A 20,541-nucleotide genomic window follows, 5' to 3' on the forward strand; every position below is an offset into this window, starting at 1 on the left:
ATTAGGTTATGCCTAAATGTCTTATCCGCATCATGACGGTGCTCTTTCTGCTATTTTTTGGCGCTACTGTATATGCACAATCGCCCTGGCAGCCATTGCCAGATACGATCCACAAAAGTGATCGCGATCTTCGTCAATATAAAGCGATTAAATTGCAAAATGGCATGACCGTTCTGCTGGTTTCTGATGAAAAAGCGATTAAATCATTGGCTGCCGTCTCTCTTCCGGTTGGCCATATGGAAAATCCAGATAATCAGCTTGGTCTCGCCCACTATCTTGAGCACATGGTATTGATGGGCTCAAGGCGTTACCCGCAACCCGGCGGATTTGCTGAATTCTTGCAAAAACATGGGGGAAACCGTAACGCCAGTACCAATGCCAACCGTACTGCATTCTATCTGGAAGTTGAAAATGACGCCTTAACAGAAGCGGTTGATCGTCTTGCGGATGCACTGGCTGAACCTTTGCTGGAGCCAGTTAATGCGGATCGTGAACGCCATGCCGTTGATAATGAAATGACCATCGCTCGTGCGGGTGAAGGGCATCGTTTATGGCAAATCCGTTCTGAGACCATCAATCCAGCTCACCCCAATGCCCGCTTTGCGGGTGGAAATTTAGAGACGCTCAAAGACAAACCCGACAGCAAATTACAGACGGCCCTGATTGATTTTTACCAACGCTATTACTCCGCTAATCTGATGAAAGGGGTAGTATACGGCAATCAATCCATCGACAAATTGGCTCAGATTGCGACAGAAACCTTTGGCCGTATTCCGAACCGACATGCTTCCGTGCCTGCCATTACCGTACCGGCAATCACAGATAAAGAAAAAGGCACCATTATCCATTATGTGCCTGCACAACCTTACAAAGCGTTGCGACTGGAGTTTAGCATTGCTGACAACAGCGCAGATTTTCGCAGCAAGACGGACGCTTATGTCGGGTATTTGATTGGCAATCGTAGCCAAAATACCTTGTCTGATTGGTTACAAAAGCAGGGATTAATCGAAAGTATCGATGCTGGGGCGAATCCCAAAACTGATGGTAATTCCGGGACGTTTAATATTTATGTTTCGCTAACGGATAAGGGCCTTGAACAGCGTGATCAAGTTATCGCAGCCATCTTTTCTTACATTAACCTGCTAAAACAACAGGGGATCAACAAGAGCTATTTCGATGAAATGGCTAAGGTCCTGAATTTGTCTTTCCAGTATGCGTCCATTTTACGCAATATGGACTATATTGAAGGGCTGTCTGATGCCATGCTGGTATTACCTATATCCCGTGTGCTGGATGCGGGTTATGTTGCAGATGAGTTCAATCCAAAAGCAATAGCGAGTCGTCTGGACGAATTAACGCCGGAAAATGCGCGTATCTGGTTTATCAGCCCAACAGAGCCACATAATAAAGAAGCTTACTTTGTGCAGGCTCCGTATCAAGTCAATAAAATTACGCCAAGACAGCGGGTGGAATGGAAAAAGCTCGAACAAGGAGACTTATTCTCTTTACCTGAGTTGAATCCTTATATTCCTGATGATTTATCCCTGGTTAAAACATCGGGTAGCCAAGAACACCCTAACATGATTTTGGAAAAGCCAAATGTTCGCTTGCTGTATATGCCGAGCCAATATTTTGCCGATGAACCTAAAGGCAGTATTGCACTGGAGATGCGCAATCCAAATGGATTACAAAACATCAAAGATCAGGTTTCAGATACCTTATTGAACTATTTGTCTGGGCTTGCACTTGATCAACTGAGTTACCAGGCATCGGTTGGGGGAATGGGCGTTTATACAGGTTATGTTGATGGTTTGAAAATCGGCGTCAATGGTTATACACAGCACTTACCAGCGTTGTTAACTTCAGCAATTGATCAATATATTTCGTTTACACCGACTCAAGAAGAACTGGATCAGGCGAAATCGCGGTATCGGGAACAAATGGAAGTCGCCAATAATGGCAAAGCTTTTCAAATGGCGATGCAACCCATTTCCCGTCTCTCTGGTGTGCCTTACTTTGAACAGGCAGAAAAATTAAAAGTGCTGGATACCATCACCGTTGACGATATTGTCAACTACCGTCAGAGCATGATCCAACACTCGGCACTACAGGCTTTGGTCTTCGGTAATTTCACTGAACAGCAGAGTATTAACATCATTCAGTCAGCACAGAAGCAGCTCGCTAATCAGGGAACGGTATGGTGGACTGGCAAGCGCATTGTTATTGATCGTAATTATGCGGTTAATTTCAATGGAACGGCGAGCAGCACGGATAACGCTCTGGAAGAAATCTTTATTCCAACAGGGTATGACCGTATCCAGGGATCGGTTTATTCCAATTTGCTGAGTAGCATTTTGTCGCCGTGGTTCTATGATCAATTGAGGACGAAAGAACAGCTTGGTTATGCCGTTTTTGCTTTCAACGGAAATATAGGTAAACAGTGGGGATTGGGTTTCTTGCTGCAAAGTAACAGCAAGCAACCGGATTACCTGCATCAACGCTACCAAAGCTTTTATCAACAGGCTGATAAAAAACTGAAAGCGATGTCTGATGCTGAATTTGAACAGTATAAAAAATCGCAGCTAACAGAAATGCGTGGGCCGCCACAGACTTTCTATTCAGAAGTGGCTCGCTTTGATGCCGATTTTGGGCGCAATAATTTCAAATTTGATACCCGTGAGAAAATCATCGCAGCGATGGAGAAAGCCACTAAAGCGCAGGTGATTGCGTTTTATGAAAAAGCCGTGCTTAAACGTCAGGGATTGGCGCTGGTTTCCCAAATTACTGGGAAAAAAGGGATGGCTCATCAATATGCCGAGCTGAAAGGCTGGAAAACTTACGACTATGTGTCAGATTTCCAGAAACAATTACCGGTTAAGGTGAATGCTCAGTGAGCAAAGAAATACCCTCTCATAAGCTTAACCCGTTAACACTGCCGCTGTATGGTCAGCGGCTGATCGAAGCGTCAGCAGGAACGGGAAAGACTTACACGATAGGCTTGTTGTATCTCCGGCTATTACTGGGATTAGGCGGCTCTGCTGCCTTTTCCCGCCCGCTGAATGTCGAAGAGATTCTGGTTGTGACTTTTACGCAAGCAGCGACGGATGAATTGCGTGGACGTATCCGCGAAAACATCCACCAGCTCCGTTTGGCTTGTATACGGCAAGAAACAGCGGCTAGCGATCCTATCTATCAGCAACTACTGGCTGAAATTCCTGATAGGGAAATCGCGGCCAGCTGGTTATTAGCTGCTGAACGCCAGATGGATGAGGCGGCGATTTATACCATCCACGGCTTTTGCCAGCGCATGTTGGTCCACAATGCGTTTGAGTCTGGTGTCCTGTTTGATCAAACCTTAATTCAGGATGAAAACCCGTTACGTAAACAAGGCTGCGCTGATTTTTGGCGCCGTCACTGCTATCCCCTGCCATTGCCCATTGCTGCGGAAATCAGCCGGATATGGCATGGGCCGGAAGCATTATTGAAAGATATTTCAGACTACTTGCACGGAGACATGCCTTATATTGTCAATGCCCCTGATGGTGATGAAACGCTGTTTAGCCGTCATCAGAAAATCATTGAGCAGATTGAGGCGATAAAGCACCAGTGGAATAGCGCCGCTTCTGGGTTAGAGGAGCTGATTACTCATTCAGGTGTTGATAAGCGCAGTTACAGCAAAAAACATTTACCTAACTGGCTGAATAGTGTTTCTGAGTGGGCTAAATCACTCACCGAAGATTACCTGTTGCCCAAAGAGTTGGATAAATTTTGTCAGTCACGCTTGTTAGAAAAAACGAAAAAAGGGGAAGCTCCTCAACATGCGTTGTTTGCAGCCATTGAGGGTTTATATCAGCACCCATTGACGTTGAAAGATATCCTTCTCTCCAAAGCAATTGTTGAAGTTCGCCAATCGGTTAATCAGGAGAAACTTAACCGTGGTTACATGGGTTTTGATGATTTGCTGACCCGTCTGGACAGTGCCTTGCAACGAGCAGGAGGAGAACAGCTTGCAGCAACCATTCGGCAGCGTTATCCCGTTGCAATGATTGATGAATTTCAGGATACCGATCCACAACAATATCGCATTTTTCAGGCCATATATTGCCATCAAGCAGAAAATGAACGGGCTGAAAACGAAACTGGCTTATTGTTTATTGGCGATCCCAAACAAGCGATTTATGCGTTTCGTGGGGCAGATATTTTTACTTACATTCGTGCGCGTTCTCACGTTAAGGCCCGTTACACGCTGGAAACGAACTGGCGTTCTTCTGCACCAATGGTGCAGGCTGTCAATACACTGTTTTCTCGCCCAGAGCGCCCATTTTTGTTTGCACAAATCCCTTTTATTGACGTTAATGCCGCAGAGAAAAATCAGGGTTTGAGATTTTCCTTGTATGGTGAAGATCAAACTGCTTTACGATTTTGGTTACAGTCGGGTGATGGTGTTTCCAAAGGGGAATATGAGCAAACCATGGCCCGACAATGTGCTGCTCAAATACGGGATTGGTTGCAGGCTGGGCAAGAAGGGAAAGCGCTTTTATATCAGGCAAAAAATCAACCAACAGAAGCAAGCCGACCAGTGATGGCGGCAGATATTACCGTGTTGGTGCGTGATCGCCGAGAAGCAGCATTGATCCGTAATGAATTGAACGCATTGAAGATACCGTCGGTTTATCTTTCCAATCGAGAAAGTGTGTTTGATACCCCGGAAGCGAAAGATTTGCTGTGGTTATTACAGGCAGTATTGGCACCTGAAAAAGTACGCGAATTGAGAAGTGCATTAGCCAGTAGTCTATTTGGCTTAAGTGCACAACAAATTGACCAGTTGAATAATGACGAAAGGGCGTGGGATCGTCTGGTTGATGAATTTGATGGCTATGCCCGTTTATGGCGTACTCGTGGCGTATTACCCATGTTGCGGGCAGTCATGGTGAAATACCGGATAGCAGAAAATCTGCTGGCAGGTGATGACGGTGAACGCCGGCTTACCGATGTTATGCACATTGGTGAGCTGTTGCAGGAGGAATCTCAACAGTTAGATAGCGAACATGCCGTTGCCCGCTGGCTGGCACAACAGATTTCACGCCCAAATCCGCAATCAGAAAATCAGCAACTGCGACTGGAGAGTGATCGGCATCTGGTGCAGATCTGTACCATACATAAATCTAAGGGCTTGGAATATCCGTTGGTTTGCTTGCCTTTTGTTTGTGGTTACAGAAAGCAGAAGCAGGCGGTTTATCATGATCGCCATAACTTTGAGACTCATCTTAATATTTCTCATGATGATGAAGCGTTGAAAGAAGCGTTGGAGCTGGCTGATGAAGAACGCCTGGCTGAGGATTTACGCTTGCTCTACGTTGCATTAACACGTTCGGTTTATCACTGTAGCGTCGGGGTAGCCCCGCTGATTAAAGGAAATAGAGGGAAAGCAGGCGATACTGATTTGCATTTATCTGCCCTTGGGTACTTGCTGCAAAAGGGACAGAAAGGTGATGCAGAACTTTTGATTAACAGTTTGAATGAGCTTTGCGATAACGGCATTGAGGTAAGGCAAGTGGGAGATACCACTGACTTGCCATGGTGCCCACAAAGTGAAAATACGCTGTCGCTGGAAGCCAAAAAATTGCAACGTCCTGTTCGGGATGATTGGCGGGTAACGAGTTATTCGGGGTTACAATATTCCGCTTCCCATGCCACTTCTTCCACTTATGCGGGTGCACTTGGGGAATCAGTTGATGTGATTGTGCAATCCATTTCGCCTAAGCTGGATATTGAAGCGAGTGGTGAAAAGCAGGAAGAACAATCGTTACAGATGACTCCGCATACTTTTCCACGTGGGGCGTCTGCGGGCACATTCCTGCACAGTATTTTAGAAGATCTGGATTTCGGCAATCCCCCGGATCAGATGTGGTTGGTGGAAAAACTGACAGCATCAGGATTTGATGAAAACTGGGCACCGGTATTGGAACAGTGGACAGAGGATATTTTGGGCGCAGAACTCAATGAGCAGGGAATGAAACTTGCCGATGTACCCCGTCATCACCAGCAAAGTGAAATGCAGTTTTACCTGCCAGTAGATAAGTTATTACATGCAAAGGAAATGGATGCACTAACCCGTCGTTATGATCCGCTGTCTGCGCAATGTGCTCCGTTATCCTTTCATCAAGTCAAAGGCATGTTAAGAGGTTTTATTGATTTGGTTTTTTGCTGGCAAGATAAGTTTTACGTCGTGGATTACAAATCAAACTGGTTAGGTGAGAATAGCCAGTCGTATACACAAGAAGCGATGGCAAGGTCGATGATAGAGCACCGTTACGATTTCCAGTATCAGCTTTATACCTTAGCGCTGCACCGTTATTTGCGTCATCGGTTAGCTCATTATGATTATCGCCGCCATTTTGGTGGCGTGATCTATCTATTTCTGCGGGGTATTGATAAAGATAATCCAGGACATGGTATTTACTCCTACTTGCCTCCCTTTGAATTTATTGACGAACTGGATACGCTTTTCAGTGCTGTTGGTGAGGAACAAAGCGTATGAATTTCATGATGTCATTCTTGCAACAGGCGGTGAACCAGAAGCTGCTACGTCCTTTGGATGTGCAGTTTGCTTATGCGATGATTGAAAATGAAAACCCGCTACTACTGTTGATTACGGCCTTGTTAAGTGCTGAATCAGGCGCGGGGCATGTCTGTTTGCCACTGGAGCGGATTTCGCCAAAATATTTTTTTGAAGGCAGGCAGCCGGAGTTGGCTGCATCGCTTTGGTCTTTGGCCGGCGAACCTGATCAACAGCAAATTCTGGCTGTCTTGCAGACATGTCCGGCGGTCAGTATGGGGGAAACGCCGGCACCGATGATCCTTTCCTGTCAAAAAAAGCGTGATTACCGCCTGTATTTACAACGTATGTGGCAAAGTGAACGGCGGGTTGCAGATTTTTTTGCTGCTGTGGAGTTGACCGACACTTTTGCTCAACCTTCCCACGATCAAACGGCGCTTGATGAACTCCAGTTACGTCGCATTTTAGATGCGCTTTTTGGTGTCACTGTTGAAGGGGAAATTGATTGGCAGAAGGTTGCCGCAGCCGTGGCGGTAACGAGCCGTATTTCGGTGATCTCTGGTGGGCCAGGAACCGGCAAAACCACGACAGTCGCTAAGTTGCTGGCCGCCTTGATCAAGTTGCATGAAGGGAAAAAATTAAGTATTCAATTGGCTGCGCCAACCGGCAAGGCAGCGGCCAGATTAACTGAATCGCTGAGGGAAGCGGTCAAGAAACTCGATTTGACGCCAGACCAGTGGTATAGCATTCCAGAACAGGCGCAAACTCTCCATCGTTTACTGGGCGCGCAACCCGATAGCCAGAAACTGCGTTATGGGCGTGATAATCCGCTGTCCCTTGATATTTTGATCATTGATGAAGCTTCAATGGTGGATTTACCGATGATGGCTCACTTGGTTGATGCTTTGCCGCCGCGGGCGAAAGTGATTTTCTTAGGGGATAAAGACCAGCTTGCATCGGTTGAAGCTGGAGCGGTATTGGGCGATATTTGCCGTTTTGCTGAACAAGGTTATAGCGCCAAGCGGGTTGAGCAATTGGCGCGACTGACGGGATGTCAGTTAACCTCTTATTCCACCTTACATTCCGATAAAAATATGCCTGCCGTGCGGGATAGCCTGTGTTTGCTACGCAAAAGTTATCGCTTCAACTTGGCTTCCGGCATTGGGCGATTAGCATCAGCTGTGAATCAAGGGGATCGCAGAGGCGTCACGGCAGTGCTGGATCAATCTTTTCCCGATGTTGATTTTTACCCACTTGCAGCGGATGAAGATTATCAGCGTCTGTTGACGGAAACCGCGGCGAGTTATTCTCAATATTTAGCCATGGCAAATGAACGGATAGCGGAAGAAGCGATTTTGGCGGCGTTTAACCGTTTTCGATTGTTGTGCGCGTTAAGGGAAGGTCCTTTTGGTGTGACGGGGTTGAACCAACGAGTGGAGCAATTACTGCACAGGAAAGGCGTCATTACCCTCCCTAAAAATGTGGAGAGCCGTGGTTATGTCGGGCGCCCTATCATGATATTGCGTAATGACAGCACGCTTGGGCTGTTTAACGGAGATATCGGGATTATGCTTAAAAATCAGGATAATGAGTTGAAAGCCTATTTTCAGTTGTCTGATGGGCAGATTAAAGGATTTCAGCCAAGTCGGTTGCCCCAACATGAAACGGCTTATGTGATGACAGTGCATAAATCTCAAGGATCTGAATTTGAGCATACGGCTTTGGTGTTGCCGACCCAACATTCACCCATAGTCAGTCGGGAATTAGTGTATACCGCCCTGACGCGGGCGAGGGAAAAATTGACGATTTATGCCAATAAGCCCGTTTTGGATAGAGCGGTAGCTACAGCAACACAGCGGCGGAGCGGGTTGGCAGATTGGTTCAACCCGCAATAGAAAGCGCTATGGTTAAGGATCATTGGGTTAGTCTGACGTCAGCAAGCCTGTAAATCCAGCAGCAAGATTTTGGAACGGCGCTGATAGTTATACAGCGCTTGTTTTTCCACAGGCAACATATCTATTTCTGCGGGCTTAAAGCCTTTTTCCTGAAACCAGTGAATACTACGGGTTGTGAGTACGAAAAGTTTTTCCAACCCTTTTTGTTTCGCCTGACTGGAAATGGCATCTAGCAGAATTTCACCTCTGGAAGAGTTTCGATAGTCTGGATGTACGGCAACACAGGCCATTTCCCCAAGTTTTTCATTGGGATAGGAATATAGGGCAGCACAAGCGATAGTGATATTATCGAGTTCAATCAGGGTGAAGTTATCAATTTCCATTTCCAATTGTTCACGTGAACGGCGTACCAAAATACCTTGTTGCTCCAATGGGCGAATAAGCTCAAGAATGCCACCAATATCATTAATATTGGCGCGGCGTATCTGTTCGGAACGTTCCATAACAATTTGAGTGCCGATACCTTCGCGGGAAAATAATTCCTGAACCAATGAGCCATTTTCTTGGTAACTGATCAAATGGCTGCGGCGAACACCACGGCGGCAAGCCTTAATCGCTCTCCTTAAGAAACGCACGGTGCCTGAATGATAGTCACCCGCGTTTTCTAATTTGTGCAGGTGAGTTTCTCCTTCATTAAGAAACATCTCTGATACAGTGTTGCCGTTAGCGTCAAGTGCGCCCTGAGATGAGCAAAATCCAATTAATTTTTCTGCTTTTAATTTGATTGCCAGTTGTGTTGCAATTTCTTCGGAAGTGAGGTTGAAACTTTCTCCTGTAACGGAAACGGCAACTGGCCCAATCAGCACAATAGCACCATTATCCAGTTGCTGGTTGATTGCTTTCTCGTCAATACGACGGACTCTGCCACTATGGCAATAATCGATGCCGTCATCGATTCCCAACGGTTGGGCGATAACGAAGTTTCCGCTGACGACACTAATATTAGCGCCTTGTAATGGGGTATTATTTAATCCCATGGAAAGGCGTGCTGTAATTTCTAGCTGTAATAAGCCTGCTGCCTGTTTGACCAAATCCAGTGTTTTGGCATCGGTTACTCTGGTGTGTTTGTGGTAAACCGATTGGCAATGGTGTTCGGCAATATTCTGTTCGATTTGTGGACGGGCGCCATAAACAACGATTAAACGAATGCCCAGATTATGCAGTAATCCAATATCGTTGACGATATTAGAAAAATTCTCATGGGCGATGGCTTCACCTCCCAGCATAATGACAAAGGTTTTACCTCGATGTGCATTGATATACGGAACCGAGTGACGTAAGACTTCAACCAATTCGGTACTGCGTTCGTTCATGAAACCCTCTCTGATTGAATTTTTATTCGTATTTTTTGTATTTTTATTCCTTTTGAAGGGAAATGGCAAGGGGAAATATGGATAAAAATAACGTTATTATTTATATTGGTATAAATAAATGAGAGGATCAGAAAATACGGTTTTTGATGACAGACGTTTACTAATTAATTAGAGTTCCTGCCTAACTATTATGTTTGGTAAAGATTACTGCGTTTGGTTGTTTTTAAGCGGAATAAACAATGAGTCATTCAGACCATAATACTTCACGTCGTCGCCTGCTGAAAGGCGCAGCCGCTGTATGGTTATTAAGCATCAGCCCAATAGGTTATGCAGCGACTTCAAAAGTTATTGCTGTGCGTATTTGGCCTGCATCAAGTTATACCAGAGTAACGCTGGAGTCTAATATTCCACTTAAGTATCGCCAATTTTCGCTTGCAAACCCTAATCGTATTGTCATTGATTTACAGGGTATCCAGCTTAACAGTATTTTGAGCCGCATGGGGGCACAGGTTCAGCGGCGTGATCCTTACTTAAAATTAGTGCGGGCAGGGCAATTTAATCCTAAAACGGTGCGTTTAGTCTTTGAAATCAAACAACCCGTTTCCCCACATATTTTCACATTGCCACCAATTGCAAAGTTTAAACATCGTCTGGTGCTCGATCTGTATCCCAAAAAGGCGGTTGATGTGGCTAATGATCCTTTATTGGCTCTGCTTGAAGAGTACAACAGTGGGAATTTAGAACAGCATTTACCTGCACAGACACGCAAACCCGGCAAGGCAGGCAAAGACAGGCCGATTGTGATTATGCTCGATCCTGGTCATGGTGGTGAAGATTCTGGGGCGATTGGGAAATATAAAACCCGTGAAAAAGATGTCGTGTTGCAAATTGCCCGTCGTTTACGGGCGCTCATCAAACGTGAGCCGGGCATGAAAGTTTACATGACGCGAAATGAAGATGTGTTTATTCCCTTGACGGTGAGGGTGGCAAAAGCTCGTAAGATGCGGGCTGATCTCTTTGTTTCTATTCATGCGGATGCCTTTACAAATCGTTCTGCACGGGGATCATCCGTGTTTGCGCTGTCAACTAAGGGCGCTACCAGCAATACGGCCCGTTTTCTCGCCCAAACTCAGAACGAGGCAGACTTAATTGGTGGCGTCAGTAAAAGTGGTGATAAATATTTGGATCATACCATGTTGGATTTGGTTCAAACCGCAACGATTAATGATAGTTTGAAATTTGGTAACGAAGTGCTCAAACGGGTGGGAAAAATCAATAAACTGCATAAAAATAGCGTCGATCAGGCGGGATTTGCAGTGTTGAAAGCGCCAGATATCCCTTCCATTTTGGTAGAAACTGCATTTATCAGTAATCTGGAAGAAGAACGCAAACTTAAGACGGCGAAATTCCAGCAACAAGTGGCAGAATCTATTTTTGCTGGCATTAAGGCGTATTTCAAGAATGGGGCTGAATTGGCACGGCGGTGAAATATCCGCTAAAGCTTATTGCTTATGATGCAATGATGGTTATTTACTTTATATTCATGTTTAAACCGGATTTAAATATTAATTTAAACATCAGTGAAAATCAGGTAATAGAATAGAAAATAAGAATCAGATGAAAATTGAAGGGAAAAAATGAAAAAGAAATATTTGGTTGCGGGGGCCGGATTTGAACCGACGACCTTCGGGTTATGAGCCCGACGAGCTACCAGGCTGCTCCACCCCGCGTCCGTCTGTCTGCAAATTTTGATTAGAAACCATGAATGCAAACACTGAGTAATAACATCATATAGCGTTGGTTGCGGGGGCCGGATTTGAACCGACGACCTTCGGGTTATGAGCCCGACGAGCTACCAAGCTGCTCCACCCCGCGTCCGTCTATCTGCAAATCTTGATGAGTAACCATGAATGCAAATACTAAATGATGATATTTTTTACTGCCAGATTGTCTTTGCTACCAGAGCAAATCGATGCAACATGCAATCGAATTGGTTGCGGGGGCCGGATTTGAACCGACGACCTTCGGGTTATGAGCCCGACGAGCTACCAAGCTGCTCCACCCCGCGTCCGATGTCGGCACACTATACTCTGGAACGACACGGTTGCAAGTTTTTTTATTGATTTTTATTAAATTTGTTTGTTTTTTGCTTTAAAAGCAGCCTGATTGTTTTGTTTTTGCTCGATTGATTTGGCTAAAACGGTAAGCTGTTTTATCTAACTAACCCGAATTCTGGAACCGGTTTCTATCTGGAACACCTTTGGAAATATCACTACAACGATTTTCCCATCTTGTTCCAACCTTCTGTACCACCAAGGACAACATCAAGGACAAAACAATGAGGCAAGCTATTCGCGATCTTGTCCTACCGTTTTAGACGGTTTGATTGCTTGCCACCTTAATGGAAAAAACCATCACTGAAAGTTTTCTATTTAGAAGACAATCTTCCCGTGATGGTTTAAACAGAATTTGGGTTAACTCCATTTCATTATTTATTACTGTTTGATATTGTTCGTGATCTGAATAAGTGATGGCTAAAGATAAGGCAGTAATATGAGAATTTGGGGCAAATATCTTTTATTTGGATTTTTCATTTCGTTATTATCGGGATGCCATTTTCGACCCACTGATCAGGCGCAGCAGTATAAAGATGGACGAATTACCCAAAACCTTCAGTTGGTTAATATCCCTAATGCCGAAGGTTCTCCGGTTAATGCCAAGGATTTTGTTACTCAAGTTGAATATATCAGCAAATCTTCTCCTCGTCTGTATGACAATAACCGTGCATTATTTAATGCAATTGAGCACTGGATGCTGTCTGGTGGTGATACTCGTGATTTAAATGAATTTGGTTTACTGGCTTATCAGATGGAAGGTGAAGATAAATACGGCAACGTGAAGTTTACCGGCTATTACACACCTGTTTTGCAAGCACGGCATACTCAGCAAGGCGAGTTTAAATATCCACTGTATCGTATGCCTGCTTACTCACGTTCCCGCTTGCCAAGTCGTGCTGAGATATACAGAGGCGCACTGAGCAAGAAATTTATTATCGGGTACAGTAACTCCCTGATGGATAATTTTATGATGGAAGTTCAGGGGAGTGGCTATGTCGATTTTGGCGATGGGCGTCCGTTGACCTTTTTTGGTTATGGGGGAAAGAATGGACATCCCTATCGCAGTATTGGCAAGGTACTGATCGACCGTGGAGAAGTACCGAGCGAAAAAATGTCGATGAAAGCTATCCGTCAATGGGGAGAACAGCATAGTGAAGCCGAAGTGAGAGAAGTGTTGGAGCAGAATCCTTCATTCGTTTTCTTTAAGCCTGAATCCTATACGCTTGTGAGGGGAGCCAGTGCCGTGCCTCTTATTGCAAAAGCGTCGGTAGCATCTGATAAATCATTAATCCCTCCCGGAACAGCTTTGCTGGCGGAAGTGCCTGTGCTGGATGAAAAGGGCAAATTTACCGGCCAGTATCGGATGCGCCTGATGGTAGCGCTGGATGTTGGTGGTGCCATCAAAGGGAACCATTTCGATATTTATCACGGTGTTGGGGAAAAAGCGGGTGAAATGGCGGGTTTTTATAATCACTATGGCCGTGTTTGGGTATTGAAGAAAGCATCATCTGGTTTTTTAGCGGCAAACCAGTAAGATCTCCCCAGTTTAAACGATCAATCGACAACCTACCTCAATAGAGGTGGGTTTTATGCAGGATTTATTTAGCAATGCAAGTTTCTCTCTCTGATACTTATCTTCAGCGTTTCGCTGGCACGGCGCGGTTATATGGCCAGAAAGCGCTTTCATTATTTGCCCGCTCTCATATCTGTGTTGTAGGAATTGGCGGCGTGGGTTCATGGGCGGCAGAAGCGCTGGCGCGCACCGGTATTGGTGCTATTACGTTGATTGATATGGATGATGTTTGCATCACCAATACCAATCGCCAGTTGCACACGTTGGTACAGAATGTGGGCTTGCCAAAGACGGAAGTCATCGCACAGCGGATACGAGCGATTAATCCTGAGTGTCGGGTCACTTGCATTGATGATTTTGTCACCCCTGATAATGTGGCTGAATTGATGTCCACAGCGTTTAGTTATGTTATCGATGCCATTGATAGCGTTCGGCCAAAAGCGGCGTTACTGGCTTATTGCCGCCGCTATAAGATCCCGCTGGTGACGACGGGCGGAGCGGGTGGGCAACTTGATCCTACCCAGATCCAGGTGGTGGATTTAGCAAAAACGGTGCAAGATCCATTAGCGGCGAAATTGAAGGAGCGCTTGAAGTCGGATTACCGTGTAGTGAAAAATGGCAAGGGTAAGTTAGGTATTGACTGCGTTTTTTCAACGGAACAGTTAGTTTATCCGCAATCTGACGGTACAGTTTGCGCTGCCAAAAGCACTGCGGAGGGTTCCAAGCGAATGGATTGTGCTTCTGGTTTTGGTGCCGCAACGATGGTTACGGCGACTTTTGGTTTTGTTGCGGTATCCCACGCATTGAAAAAGATGGTGGCGAAAGCTGAACGGGAAAATGCGCTTTAAACGAACCTAATGAATGTAAGTGCTCGCTATTTCCTGAAGGGCATTTATCAGGGATTTCACACCATTGAGCCTTGAGCCACTGAGTTGTTGTTCCAGGCCGAGTTGTTGGAATAGCTCGGCCAAAGGTATTTGCACAACCTGCTCTGGGGTTTTGCCTTCTACGGCAGTCAGCAGGATTGCCAATAACCCTTTGACGATACGGCCTTCGCTATCGCCATAAAAATGCAATCGGCCGTCTGCAAGTGGTTGATACCCCAACCAGACGCGATTTTCACAGCCGGATCTTTCGATATTTTGCTGTTTTAGTTCATCCGCTAAAGGAGGCAGTTTTCTGGCTAGGCCGATGAGCTGCCGATAACGATCTTCCCACAATTTGCATTGCTGGAAGTTTTCAATAAGTTGCTGTTGCGTAATTTCTGTTCCGAATGGATGCGGAGCCAGGATAGTGTCTGAGAGTTGTGTCATGGGTTATTTATCTTACAGTGGGCTTGTTGCTGATTTCCTCTGAGTGAGGTTTCAGGATCATAGCAGTTATATTTTTAAGCTAAAGTTATTTGTGCTGATTGGGCGAAAAATAACCCATCAGGATCAGGAAACTCAACGCCCTCAGACAGTTGCGTTAGCACAATGCTGGACAAAGTTATTAGGCATTATCTTAATATCCTTCATGATCAATAAATTGGGAGCATGACCATATTTTGAGAGTTTATTTGGATATTTTCCTATTTTTAATAGATATTATTTATTGATTTTTATAAATATTTCCCAATGGAAAAACTCATCTATTATCATTATATATAAGAATATTATAAATATAATAAAATATTATTTGGCCTATGATAAATAACTCCCCATACTATATAGTTACATAGATGTATTTTATCATCATGAATAACGCTAACATATAGGAAGTCCTATTATTATAAGTTATTAAATAAAATAATAAAATCATATATTTTATCTGTTGTTTTTTCTCCACTTTATGGAATATAAAAGAGGATAATATTATGAACGAAGTAGAACACAATAAAATAAAATTTAAAATCATTGAAGATTTTAAACGAGATGCAAAGGGTAAATTGGAACCCGATATTATCGGTGAGGCCGTAAAAAAAATAGCTTCTCCAAGGAACGATAAGTATTTCGCTACAGGTGATGTACAAAGCATCGTTTTTTTCCTGCTGTTTAGCCTGGAAACAGATATTGATAAAAAGTCTTTTAGCGGGAAGGCGGGTGGGCTGACTTCTGCTGGTTTTGCCTGGATGGAAGGCTATATTTATACAGACGATTTAGGTAAACTTTATTCTGATACGGTAAGTTTCGAGTTTAATGCAACGCTCGCATACTTTAGTTTACTTTTCTTTGATTCACACAGTCATCTGCTTGGTCATTTCCAAAGCGCCGCTATTTCCACTATAGTAGGCGTTGGTGGTGGAAAAGGTTCATGGAGTTAATTCGTTATTATCTATAATTTAAGTTAAGCCCACATGATTAATAGAAGCTATGTCCTTGCTGTGTAATGTTTTATACAGCAAGGACTATTACTATGGATTATTTAAAGGAGTACAGATTTTACTTTATTTCTAGATTAATGATGTCGTATTTATTATATTAACCAAATTTATAAACTCAAAATAATTTAATTAAATATTGATCGGCAAAAGGGGGTTTTAAAGTTTGATAGTGATCCGCCATTAAGCTGAAAACCCACCAAAATATATTTGATAGGTTTTTATATGAGGTATAATTAATAACAAGACAATATTAATCATCCATCAACAACGCTAGCGCCAGCTTTACGCTACTTATCAATCTATCTGCATCTTGTTGGTTATTATAGGGCATGAACGAAGCGCGCAGACAGCCGCTGATCCCAAGGGCATTCAGCAATGGCTGAGCACAGTGTTGGCCTGAACGCAGAGAGATATTTTGTTCGGCAATCAGTGTTGCTAAATCACTGTGGTGTATTCCGGCAATATTGAAAGCTAGCAGGCTGGAACCCGCCACACGGTAACTGTTAAATCCCGCCAACGTACTGAGTTGCTGTTCGGTGTAATCCGTGAGGGCAATCGCATGGGATTCTGCGAGCTGGATATCAAGCGTTTTCAACCATTCCAGCGTCGTTGCAAACCCGACCACACCGGCAACATTGGGTGTTCCCGCTTCAAAACGATAAGGTACGGCTTCCGGTGTGAAACCATCGAACGAGACTTGAGTTAGCATTTTTCCGCCACCATGCCACGGTGACATCGCATTCAACCATTCATTTTTGCCATACAACACACCCAATCCATTTGGGCCATACAGTTTATGTGCAGAGAAGGCATAAAAGTCGATATCCAGTTGTTGTACATTGATCGGTGCGTGAACGATACCCTGAGCACCATCGACCAGAACACGGCAATCATATTGATGGACGAGTGCGGTAACTTGTGCCAAATCCACTGCGGCGCCGGTAACGTTAGACATCTGGCTGATGGCAACTAAGCGGCTTTTTTCATTCAAGAGTTCTGCCAGGGTATCGATTTCTGGTTGGCATCGATTGCCAATCGGCCATCTAACGATTTTGGCGCCGGTTTGTTCTGCCAGAATCAGCCACGGTAACAAGTTAGCGTGGTGTTCCTGCTCGCTGACAATGATTTCATCACCGATACTCAGGCGAGGGCGAAAGTAACTTTGGGCAACCAGATTGATGGACTCAGTGGTGCCTTTTGTCCAGATAATATTTTCAGGCAATGGCGCATTGATTAATTCCGCCACCAGTGAACGAGCCTGTTCATAACGAGCCGTCATAGCCTGTGCAGTGGCATGTTGACTGCGGTGTACTGTTGCACTGTGGTTTTGGTAATAGTGCCCGGTCGCCTCAATCATACATGCCGGTTTTAATGCCGTAGCGGCACTGTCCAGAAATGTGGTGGATTGTTGCAGGGCAGGAAATTGCTGGCGGAATTTTTCTGAGTCAAAGGCTTTCATAAACGCTGCTAATTTAATCGTTGTGTGATAAAGAATAAGTTTTTCTTTAACCAAGAGAAGAAGGATTCTACAGGAGAAAGCAGGGAAAAAAAGCACCGCAACTGCGGTGCAATAAAAAATCACTATGGACAGACAGGGTAAATGTACAGGAAGTGAAAAAAAACAGTAGCTTATGCTACAAAGCCTGGTTTCCCAGACAACTTGCAAACACAACATCACAACCACAAAGCCAAAAGCTTCAATGTATCGCTACAAAGAGACTTTTCGTTCCGGCTTAGGAAGTGCGCACACTATAGGGATTTGCTGGTATATCATCAATGGACAAATTATAATGCTTCGGATTATAAAAACTAATAACTGAATGAAAAGAGTTACCGGTATCGTCACTACTACATAGGAAAAGAACACATAAGAAACGAACATGTCTAAACGTTTACCTCCACTCAATGCGTTACGCGTTTTTGATGCCGCGGCTCGTCATTTAAGTTTTACTAAAGCGGCAGAAGAATTATTTGTGACTCAGGCCGCTGTTAGCCATCAAATGAAGAGTCTGGAAGATTTCCTGGGATTAAAGCTTTTTCGTCGCCGTAATCGTTCGCTATTGTTGACGGAAGAGGGGCAGAGTTACTATCTCGACATCAAGGAGATTTTTACTGCTATCAATGACGCAACACGCAAACTTCAAGCTCGTAGTGCCAAGGGGGCGTTAACGGTCAGTTTATCCCCCAGTTTTGCGATTCAGTGGTTAGTACCTCGGCTTTCAGGTTTTAATCAGAGCTTTCCAGGGATTGATGTTCGCATTCAGGCAGTGGATCGGGAAGAAGATAAACTGGCTGATGATGTTGATGTCGCGATCTTTTATGGCAGAGGCAACTGGCCGGGGTTGCGAACAGATCGTCTTTATCCCGAATATCTGTTGCCTGTCTGTTCTCCTGCTCTGCTGACGGGTGATCGCCCATTGAAAACGCCCGCAGACCTTGCCAAGCATACTTTGTTGCATGATTCATCCCGCCGGGATTGGCAAGCCTATGTTCGCCAGCTTGATATGCAGCAACAAATTAATGTCCAGCAGGGGCCAATATTCAGCCATAGTGCGATGGTGATTCAGGCTGCTGTGCATGGTCAAGGTGTTGCGCTAGCCAATAATGTTATGGCACAAAATGAAATTGATGCAGGGCGTCTTGTCTGCCCATTTAATGATGTTTTGGTTAGCAAGAATGCATTTTATTTGGTTTGTCACGATAATCAGGCAGAATTGGGTAAGATTGCGGCATTCCGCAAATGGATACTAACCCAGGCTGCAACTGAGCAAGAAAGGTTAGGATTTATTACTCAACACACTTAATAGTTATACCCAATAGCTGACAAACAGAAACAGGAGCCTGTGATGAGCAGTCGAGCCATGCTTATTTTTGTTGGGATCAGTGGTTTTTTCTACGTGGCATTGGGCGCGATGGGAGCGCATATGTTGGCACCTATCCTGACACCACGTCAGATGGAATGGATTCATACCGGCCTGCAATATCAAGGGCTACATACACTCGCCATGATGGTTCTGGCTGTTTTGTTGATGCGCCAGCCTGTAGCGCTGTTTGGTTGGAGTGGGATTTTTTTTACGGCGGGAATTGTGCTGTTTAGTGGCAGTCTTTATTGTCTGGCCTTTTTACCGCTAAAATTTTTGGTTTATTTGACACCAATCGGTGGGTTCAGTTTTCTCATTGGTTGGTTATGTGTATTAATTGGCGCTCTGCGTCTAAGGAAATCGGCGCTTAGCCATGAATAAAGTTGCTTTATATTGCCGCCCTGGTTTTGAAAAAGAGTGTGCGGCAGAGATTACCGATAAGGCGGGTAAAAAAGAAATTTACGGTTTCGCCCGTGTGAAAGAGAACAGTGGATATGTGTTGTTTGAGTGTTATCAGCCCGATGATGCGGATCGCCTGATCCGTGAAACACCGTTTGGTGAATTGGTTTTTGCTCGTCAAATGTTGGTTGTGGGAGAATTGCTGAAAGATTTGCCGCAGGAAGATCGCATTACCCCGATTGTTGGCATGTTGAGCGGGGTTATTGAGAGGGCAGGTGAGTTGCGTGTCGAGGTACCGGATACCAATGAAAGCAAGGAATTGATGAAGTTTTGCCGTAAGTTTACTGTTCCGCTGCGTAATGCAATGCGTCAGGAAAAACTTCTGCTGGCAAAGGAAAATTATAGTCGTCCGGTTATCCATGTCTTTTTCATTGCTCCGGGCTGCTGCTATGTCGGGTATTCCTACAGTAATAATAACTCCCGTTTTTATATGGGCATTCCGCGCCTTAAATTCCCTTCGGATGCACCAAGCCGTTCAACGCTGAAACTGGAAGAAGCCTTTCATATATTTATTCCTTATGACGAATGGGAAGAGCGTCTGGGTAGTGGCCTTTATGCAGTGGATCTCGGTGCTTGTCCGGGAGGATGGACTTACCAACTCGTAAAACGCAGTATGATGGTTCATGCGGTAGATAATGGCCCGATGGCTGATAGTTTGATGGAAACAGGCCAGGTAAAGCATCATCGTGTGGATGGTTTTAAATTTGAACCATCAGTGAAAAATATTTACTGGCTGGTTTGTGACATGGTTGAAAAACCCGCTAAAGTTGCCCATCTGATAACAGATTGGCTGGTAAAAAGCTGGTGCCGTGAGGCGATATTCAATCTTAAGTTGCCGATGAAAAAGCGTTATGAGGAAGTCGCTCATCTATTGCAAAAAATAGAACAGCAATTGAAAGAGAATGGTGTGAATGCGCAGATTCAGGCGAAACACCTGTATCACGATCGTGAAGAGATTACTGTACACATTCGTCGTATTTGGTCTTTGTATGCTACTGATCGGGATTATTGATATAATCCTTTACTGTTAAGTATGCTGCCTTGATTGGCAGCACTTATTTATTCTATCTACCATCTTATTATCCTATTTATCTGTTGTCATACCACTTAATTCAACTATTTCAGTTATCCTTATCCAAAATACACAATCTGAAATCCAGGGATGTGGAATTAATTTCAAGTTGAATAAAAAACAACCTATATTTAAAAAAGTAAGGAAAAAACAGGTAAAGAGATAATTCTTTCTTAAGATCAATTTTTAGCAGATAAAAACAACATAATTTATGACTAAATTATGTTGTTTTTTTATTATCAAAAAAATTTCATTGAGAAATTAATAATT

Annotated in this window: 13 protein-coding genes and 3 tRNA genes; 10 read left to right on the forward strand and 6 right to left on the reverse strand. The window is 44.3% G+C overall.

The genetic code is table 11. From position 1 onward, the window contains the following. Positions 1-8: 8 nt before the first annotated feature. Genes ptrA through recD form a run of 3 tightly spaced genes read left to right on the forward strand, consistent with a single transcriptional unit; the run spans position 9 to position 8,454 of the window. Entirely contained in the window at positions 9-2,894 is a 2,886-nt protein-coding gene (gene ptrA / locus IQ209_RS13650) for a pitrilysin (protein WP_193851819.1), read from the forward strand. Beyond that, on the forward strand, positions 2,891-6,541 hold the full coding sequence (recB, locus tag IQ209_RS13655; RefSeq protein ID WP_193851820.1) for an exodeoxyribonuclease V subunit beta: 3,651 nt from the start codon (positions 2,891-2,893) through the stop codon (positions 6,539-6,541). The genes ptrA and recB overlap by 4 nt, the downstream gene beginning before the upstream one ends. A 5-nt stretch (positions 6,542-6,546) precedes the next feature. Continuing rightward, complete coding sequence (gene recD, locus IQ209_RS13660; RefSeq protein WP_193851832.1) at positions 6,547-8,454, forward strand: exodeoxyribonuclease V subunit alpha; 1,908 nt, start codon at positions 6,547-6,549, stop codon at positions 8,452-8,454. A gap of 38 nt (positions 8,455-8,492) precedes the next feature. On the opposite strand, the gene argA is transcribed toward recD, so the two are convergent. Next, complete coding sequence (argA, locus tag IQ209_RS13665) at positions 8,493-9,827, reverse strand: amino-acid N-acetyltransferase (RefSeq protein WP_193851821.1); 1,335 nt, start codon at positions 9,825-9,827, stop codon at positions 8,493-8,495. 239 nt (positions 9,828-10,066) lie between these two features. Here argA and amiC point away from each other — a divergent pair, with 239 nt between their 5' ends. Further along, positions 10,067-11,314: an N-acetylmuramoyl-L-alanine amidase AmiC gene (gene amiC / locus IQ209_RS13670; RefSeq protein ID WP_193851822.1), complete on the forward strand. Its 1,248-nt coding sequence runs from the start codon at positions 10,067-10,069 to the stop codon at positions 11,312-11,314. Positions 11,315-11,480: 166 nt separating this feature from the next. Here the strand turns inward: amiC and IQ209_RS13675 are convergent. From IQ209_RS13675 to IQ209_RS13685, 3 genes are all read right to left on the reverse strand, one after another. Then, positions 11,481-11,557, reverse strand: a tRNA-Met gene (locus IQ209_RS13675). A 68-nt stretch (positions 11,558-11,625) separates the two neighbouring features. Further along, positions 11,626-11,702: transfer RNA gene (locus IQ209_RS13680), tRNA-Met, on the reverse strand. Positions 11,703-11,818: 116 nt separating this feature from the next. After that, positions 11,819-11,895, reverse strand: a tRNA-Met gene (locus IQ209_RS13685). Positions 11,896-12,380: 485 nt separating this feature from the next. Here IQ209_RS13685 and mltA point away from each other — a divergent pair. Together mltA and tcdA are read left to right on the forward strand one after the other, a co-directional pair. Next, complete coding sequence (gene mltA, locus IQ209_RS13690; RefSeq protein WP_193851823.1) at positions 12,381-13,478, forward strand: murein transglycosylase A; 1,098 nt, start codon at positions 12,381-12,383, stop codon at positions 13,476-13,478. Between the two features lie 74 nt (positions 13,479-13,552). Next, positions 13,553-14,365, forward strand: coding sequence for a tRNA cyclic N6-threonylcarbamoyladenosine(37) synthase TcdA (tcdA, locus tag IQ209_RS13695; RefSeq protein ID WP_193851824.1), 813 nt, complete (start codon positions 13,553-13,555; stop codon positions 14,363-14,365). Positions 14,366-14,371: 6 nt separating this feature from the next. Here tcdA and csdE read toward each other — a convergent pair whose 3' ends face one another. Continuing rightward, positions 14,372-14,830, reverse strand: coding sequence for a cysteine desulfurase sulfur acceptor subunit CsdE (gene csdE, locus IQ209_RS13700; protein WP_193851825.1), 459 nt, complete (start codon positions 14,828-14,830; stop codon positions 14,372-14,374). A 542-nt stretch (positions 14,831-15,372) separates the two neighbouring features. Between csdE and IQ209_RS13705 the strand changes: the two genes are divergently transcribed. Next, the gene (locus IQ209_RS13705) at positions 15,373-15,819 is read left to right on the forward strand and encodes a VapA/VapB family virulence-associated protein (protein WP_193851826.1); all 447 of its coding nucleotides are present in this window, start codon (positions 15,373-15,375) and stop codon (positions 15,817-15,819) included. A gap of 310 nt (positions 15,820-16,129) precedes the next feature. Here IQ209_RS13705 and csdA read toward each other — a convergent pair whose 3' ends face one another. Then, positions 16,130-17,338, reverse strand: a complete 1,209-nt coding sequence (gene csdA / locus IQ209_RS13710; RefSeq protein ID WP_193851827.1) for a cysteine desulfurase CsdA — start codon at positions 17,336-17,338, stop codon at positions 16,130-16,132. Positions 17,339-17,759: 421 nt separating this feature from the next. On the opposite strand from csdA, the gene IQ209_RS13715 reads away from it, so the two are divergent. Genes IQ209_RS13715 through rlmM form a run of 3 tightly spaced genes read left to right on the forward strand, consistent with a single transcriptional unit; the run spans position 17,760 to position 20,211 of the window. Then, complete coding sequence (locus tag IQ209_RS13715; RefSeq protein WP_193851828.1) at positions 17,760-18,683, forward strand: transcriptional regulator GcvA; 924 nt, start codon at positions 17,760-17,762, stop codon at positions 18,681-18,683. 42 nt (positions 18,684-18,725) lie between these two features. Then, positions 18,726-19,121, forward strand: a complete 396-nt coding sequence (locus IQ209_RS13720; protein WP_193851829.1) for a DUF423 domain-containing protein — start codon at positions 18,726-18,728, stop codon at positions 19,119-19,121. Next, positions 19,114-20,211, forward strand: coding sequence for a 23S rRNA (cytidine(2498)-2'-O)-methyltransferase RlmM (rlmM, locus tag IQ209_RS13725; protein ID WP_193851830.1), 1,098 nt, complete (start codon positions 19,114-19,116; stop codon positions 20,209-20,211). The genes IQ209_RS13720 and rlmM overlap by 8 nt, the downstream gene beginning before the upstream one ends. Positions 20,212-20,541: the final 330 nt, after the last annotated feature.

It is taken from the genome of Xenorhabdus sp. BG5, assembly GCF_015163665.1.
In the GTDB taxonomy this organism is placed as follows: Bacteria; Pseudomonadota; Gammaproteobacteria; order Enterobacterales; family Enterobacteriaceae; genus Xenorhabdus.

What these genes read in the sequence shown, in the direction of transcription:
- amiC (WP_193851822.1), top strand. Translation starts at nt 10,067, where the DNA reads ATGAGTCATTCAGACCATAATACTTCACGTCGTCGCCTGCTGAAAGGC.
- recD (WP_193851832.1), top strand. Translation starts at nt 6,547, where the DNA reads ATGATGTCATTCTTGCAACAGGCGGTGAACCAGAAGCTGCTACGTCCT.
- IQ209_RS13715 (WP_193851828.1), top strand. Translation starts at nt 17,760, where the DNA reads ATGTCTAAACGTTTACCTCCACTCAATGCGTTACGCGTTTTTGATGCC.
- csdA (WP_193851827.1), bottom strand. Translation starts at nt 17,338, where the DNA reads ATGAAAGCCTTTGACTCAGAAAAATTCCGCCAGCAATTTCCTGCCCTG.
- ptrA (WP_193851819.1), top strand. Translation starts at nt 9, where the DNA reads ATGCCTAAATGTCTTATCCGCATCATGACGGTGCTCTTTCTGCTATTT.
- rlmM (WP_193851830.1), top strand. Translation starts at nt 19,114, where the DNA reads ATGAATAAAGTTGCTTTATATTGCCGCCCTGGTTTTGAAAAAGAGTGT.
- IQ209_RS13705 (WP_193851826.1), top strand. Translation starts at nt 15,373, where the DNA reads ATGAACGAAGTAGAACACAATAAAATAAAATTTAAAATCATTGAAGAT.
- argA (WP_193851821.1), bottom strand. Translation starts at nt 9,827, where the DNA reads ATGAACGAACGCAGTACCGAATTGGTTGAAGTCTTACGTCACTCGGTT.
- csdE (WP_193851825.1), bottom strand. Translation starts at nt 14,830, where the DNA reads ATGACACAACTCTCAGACACTATCCTGGCTCCGCATCCATTCGGAACA.
- mltA (WP_193851823.1), top strand. Translation starts at nt 12,381, where the DNA reads ATGAGAATTTGGGGCAAATATCTTTTATTTGGATTTTTCATTTCGTTA.
- tcdA (WP_193851824.1), top strand. Translation starts at nt 13,553, where the DNA reads ATGCAAGTTTCTCTCTCTGATACTTATCTTCAGCGTTTCGCTGGCACG.
- IQ209_RS13720 (WP_193851829.1), top strand. Translation starts at nt 18,726, where the DNA reads ATGAGCAGTCGAGCCATGCTTATTTTTGTTGGGATCAGTGGTTTTTTC.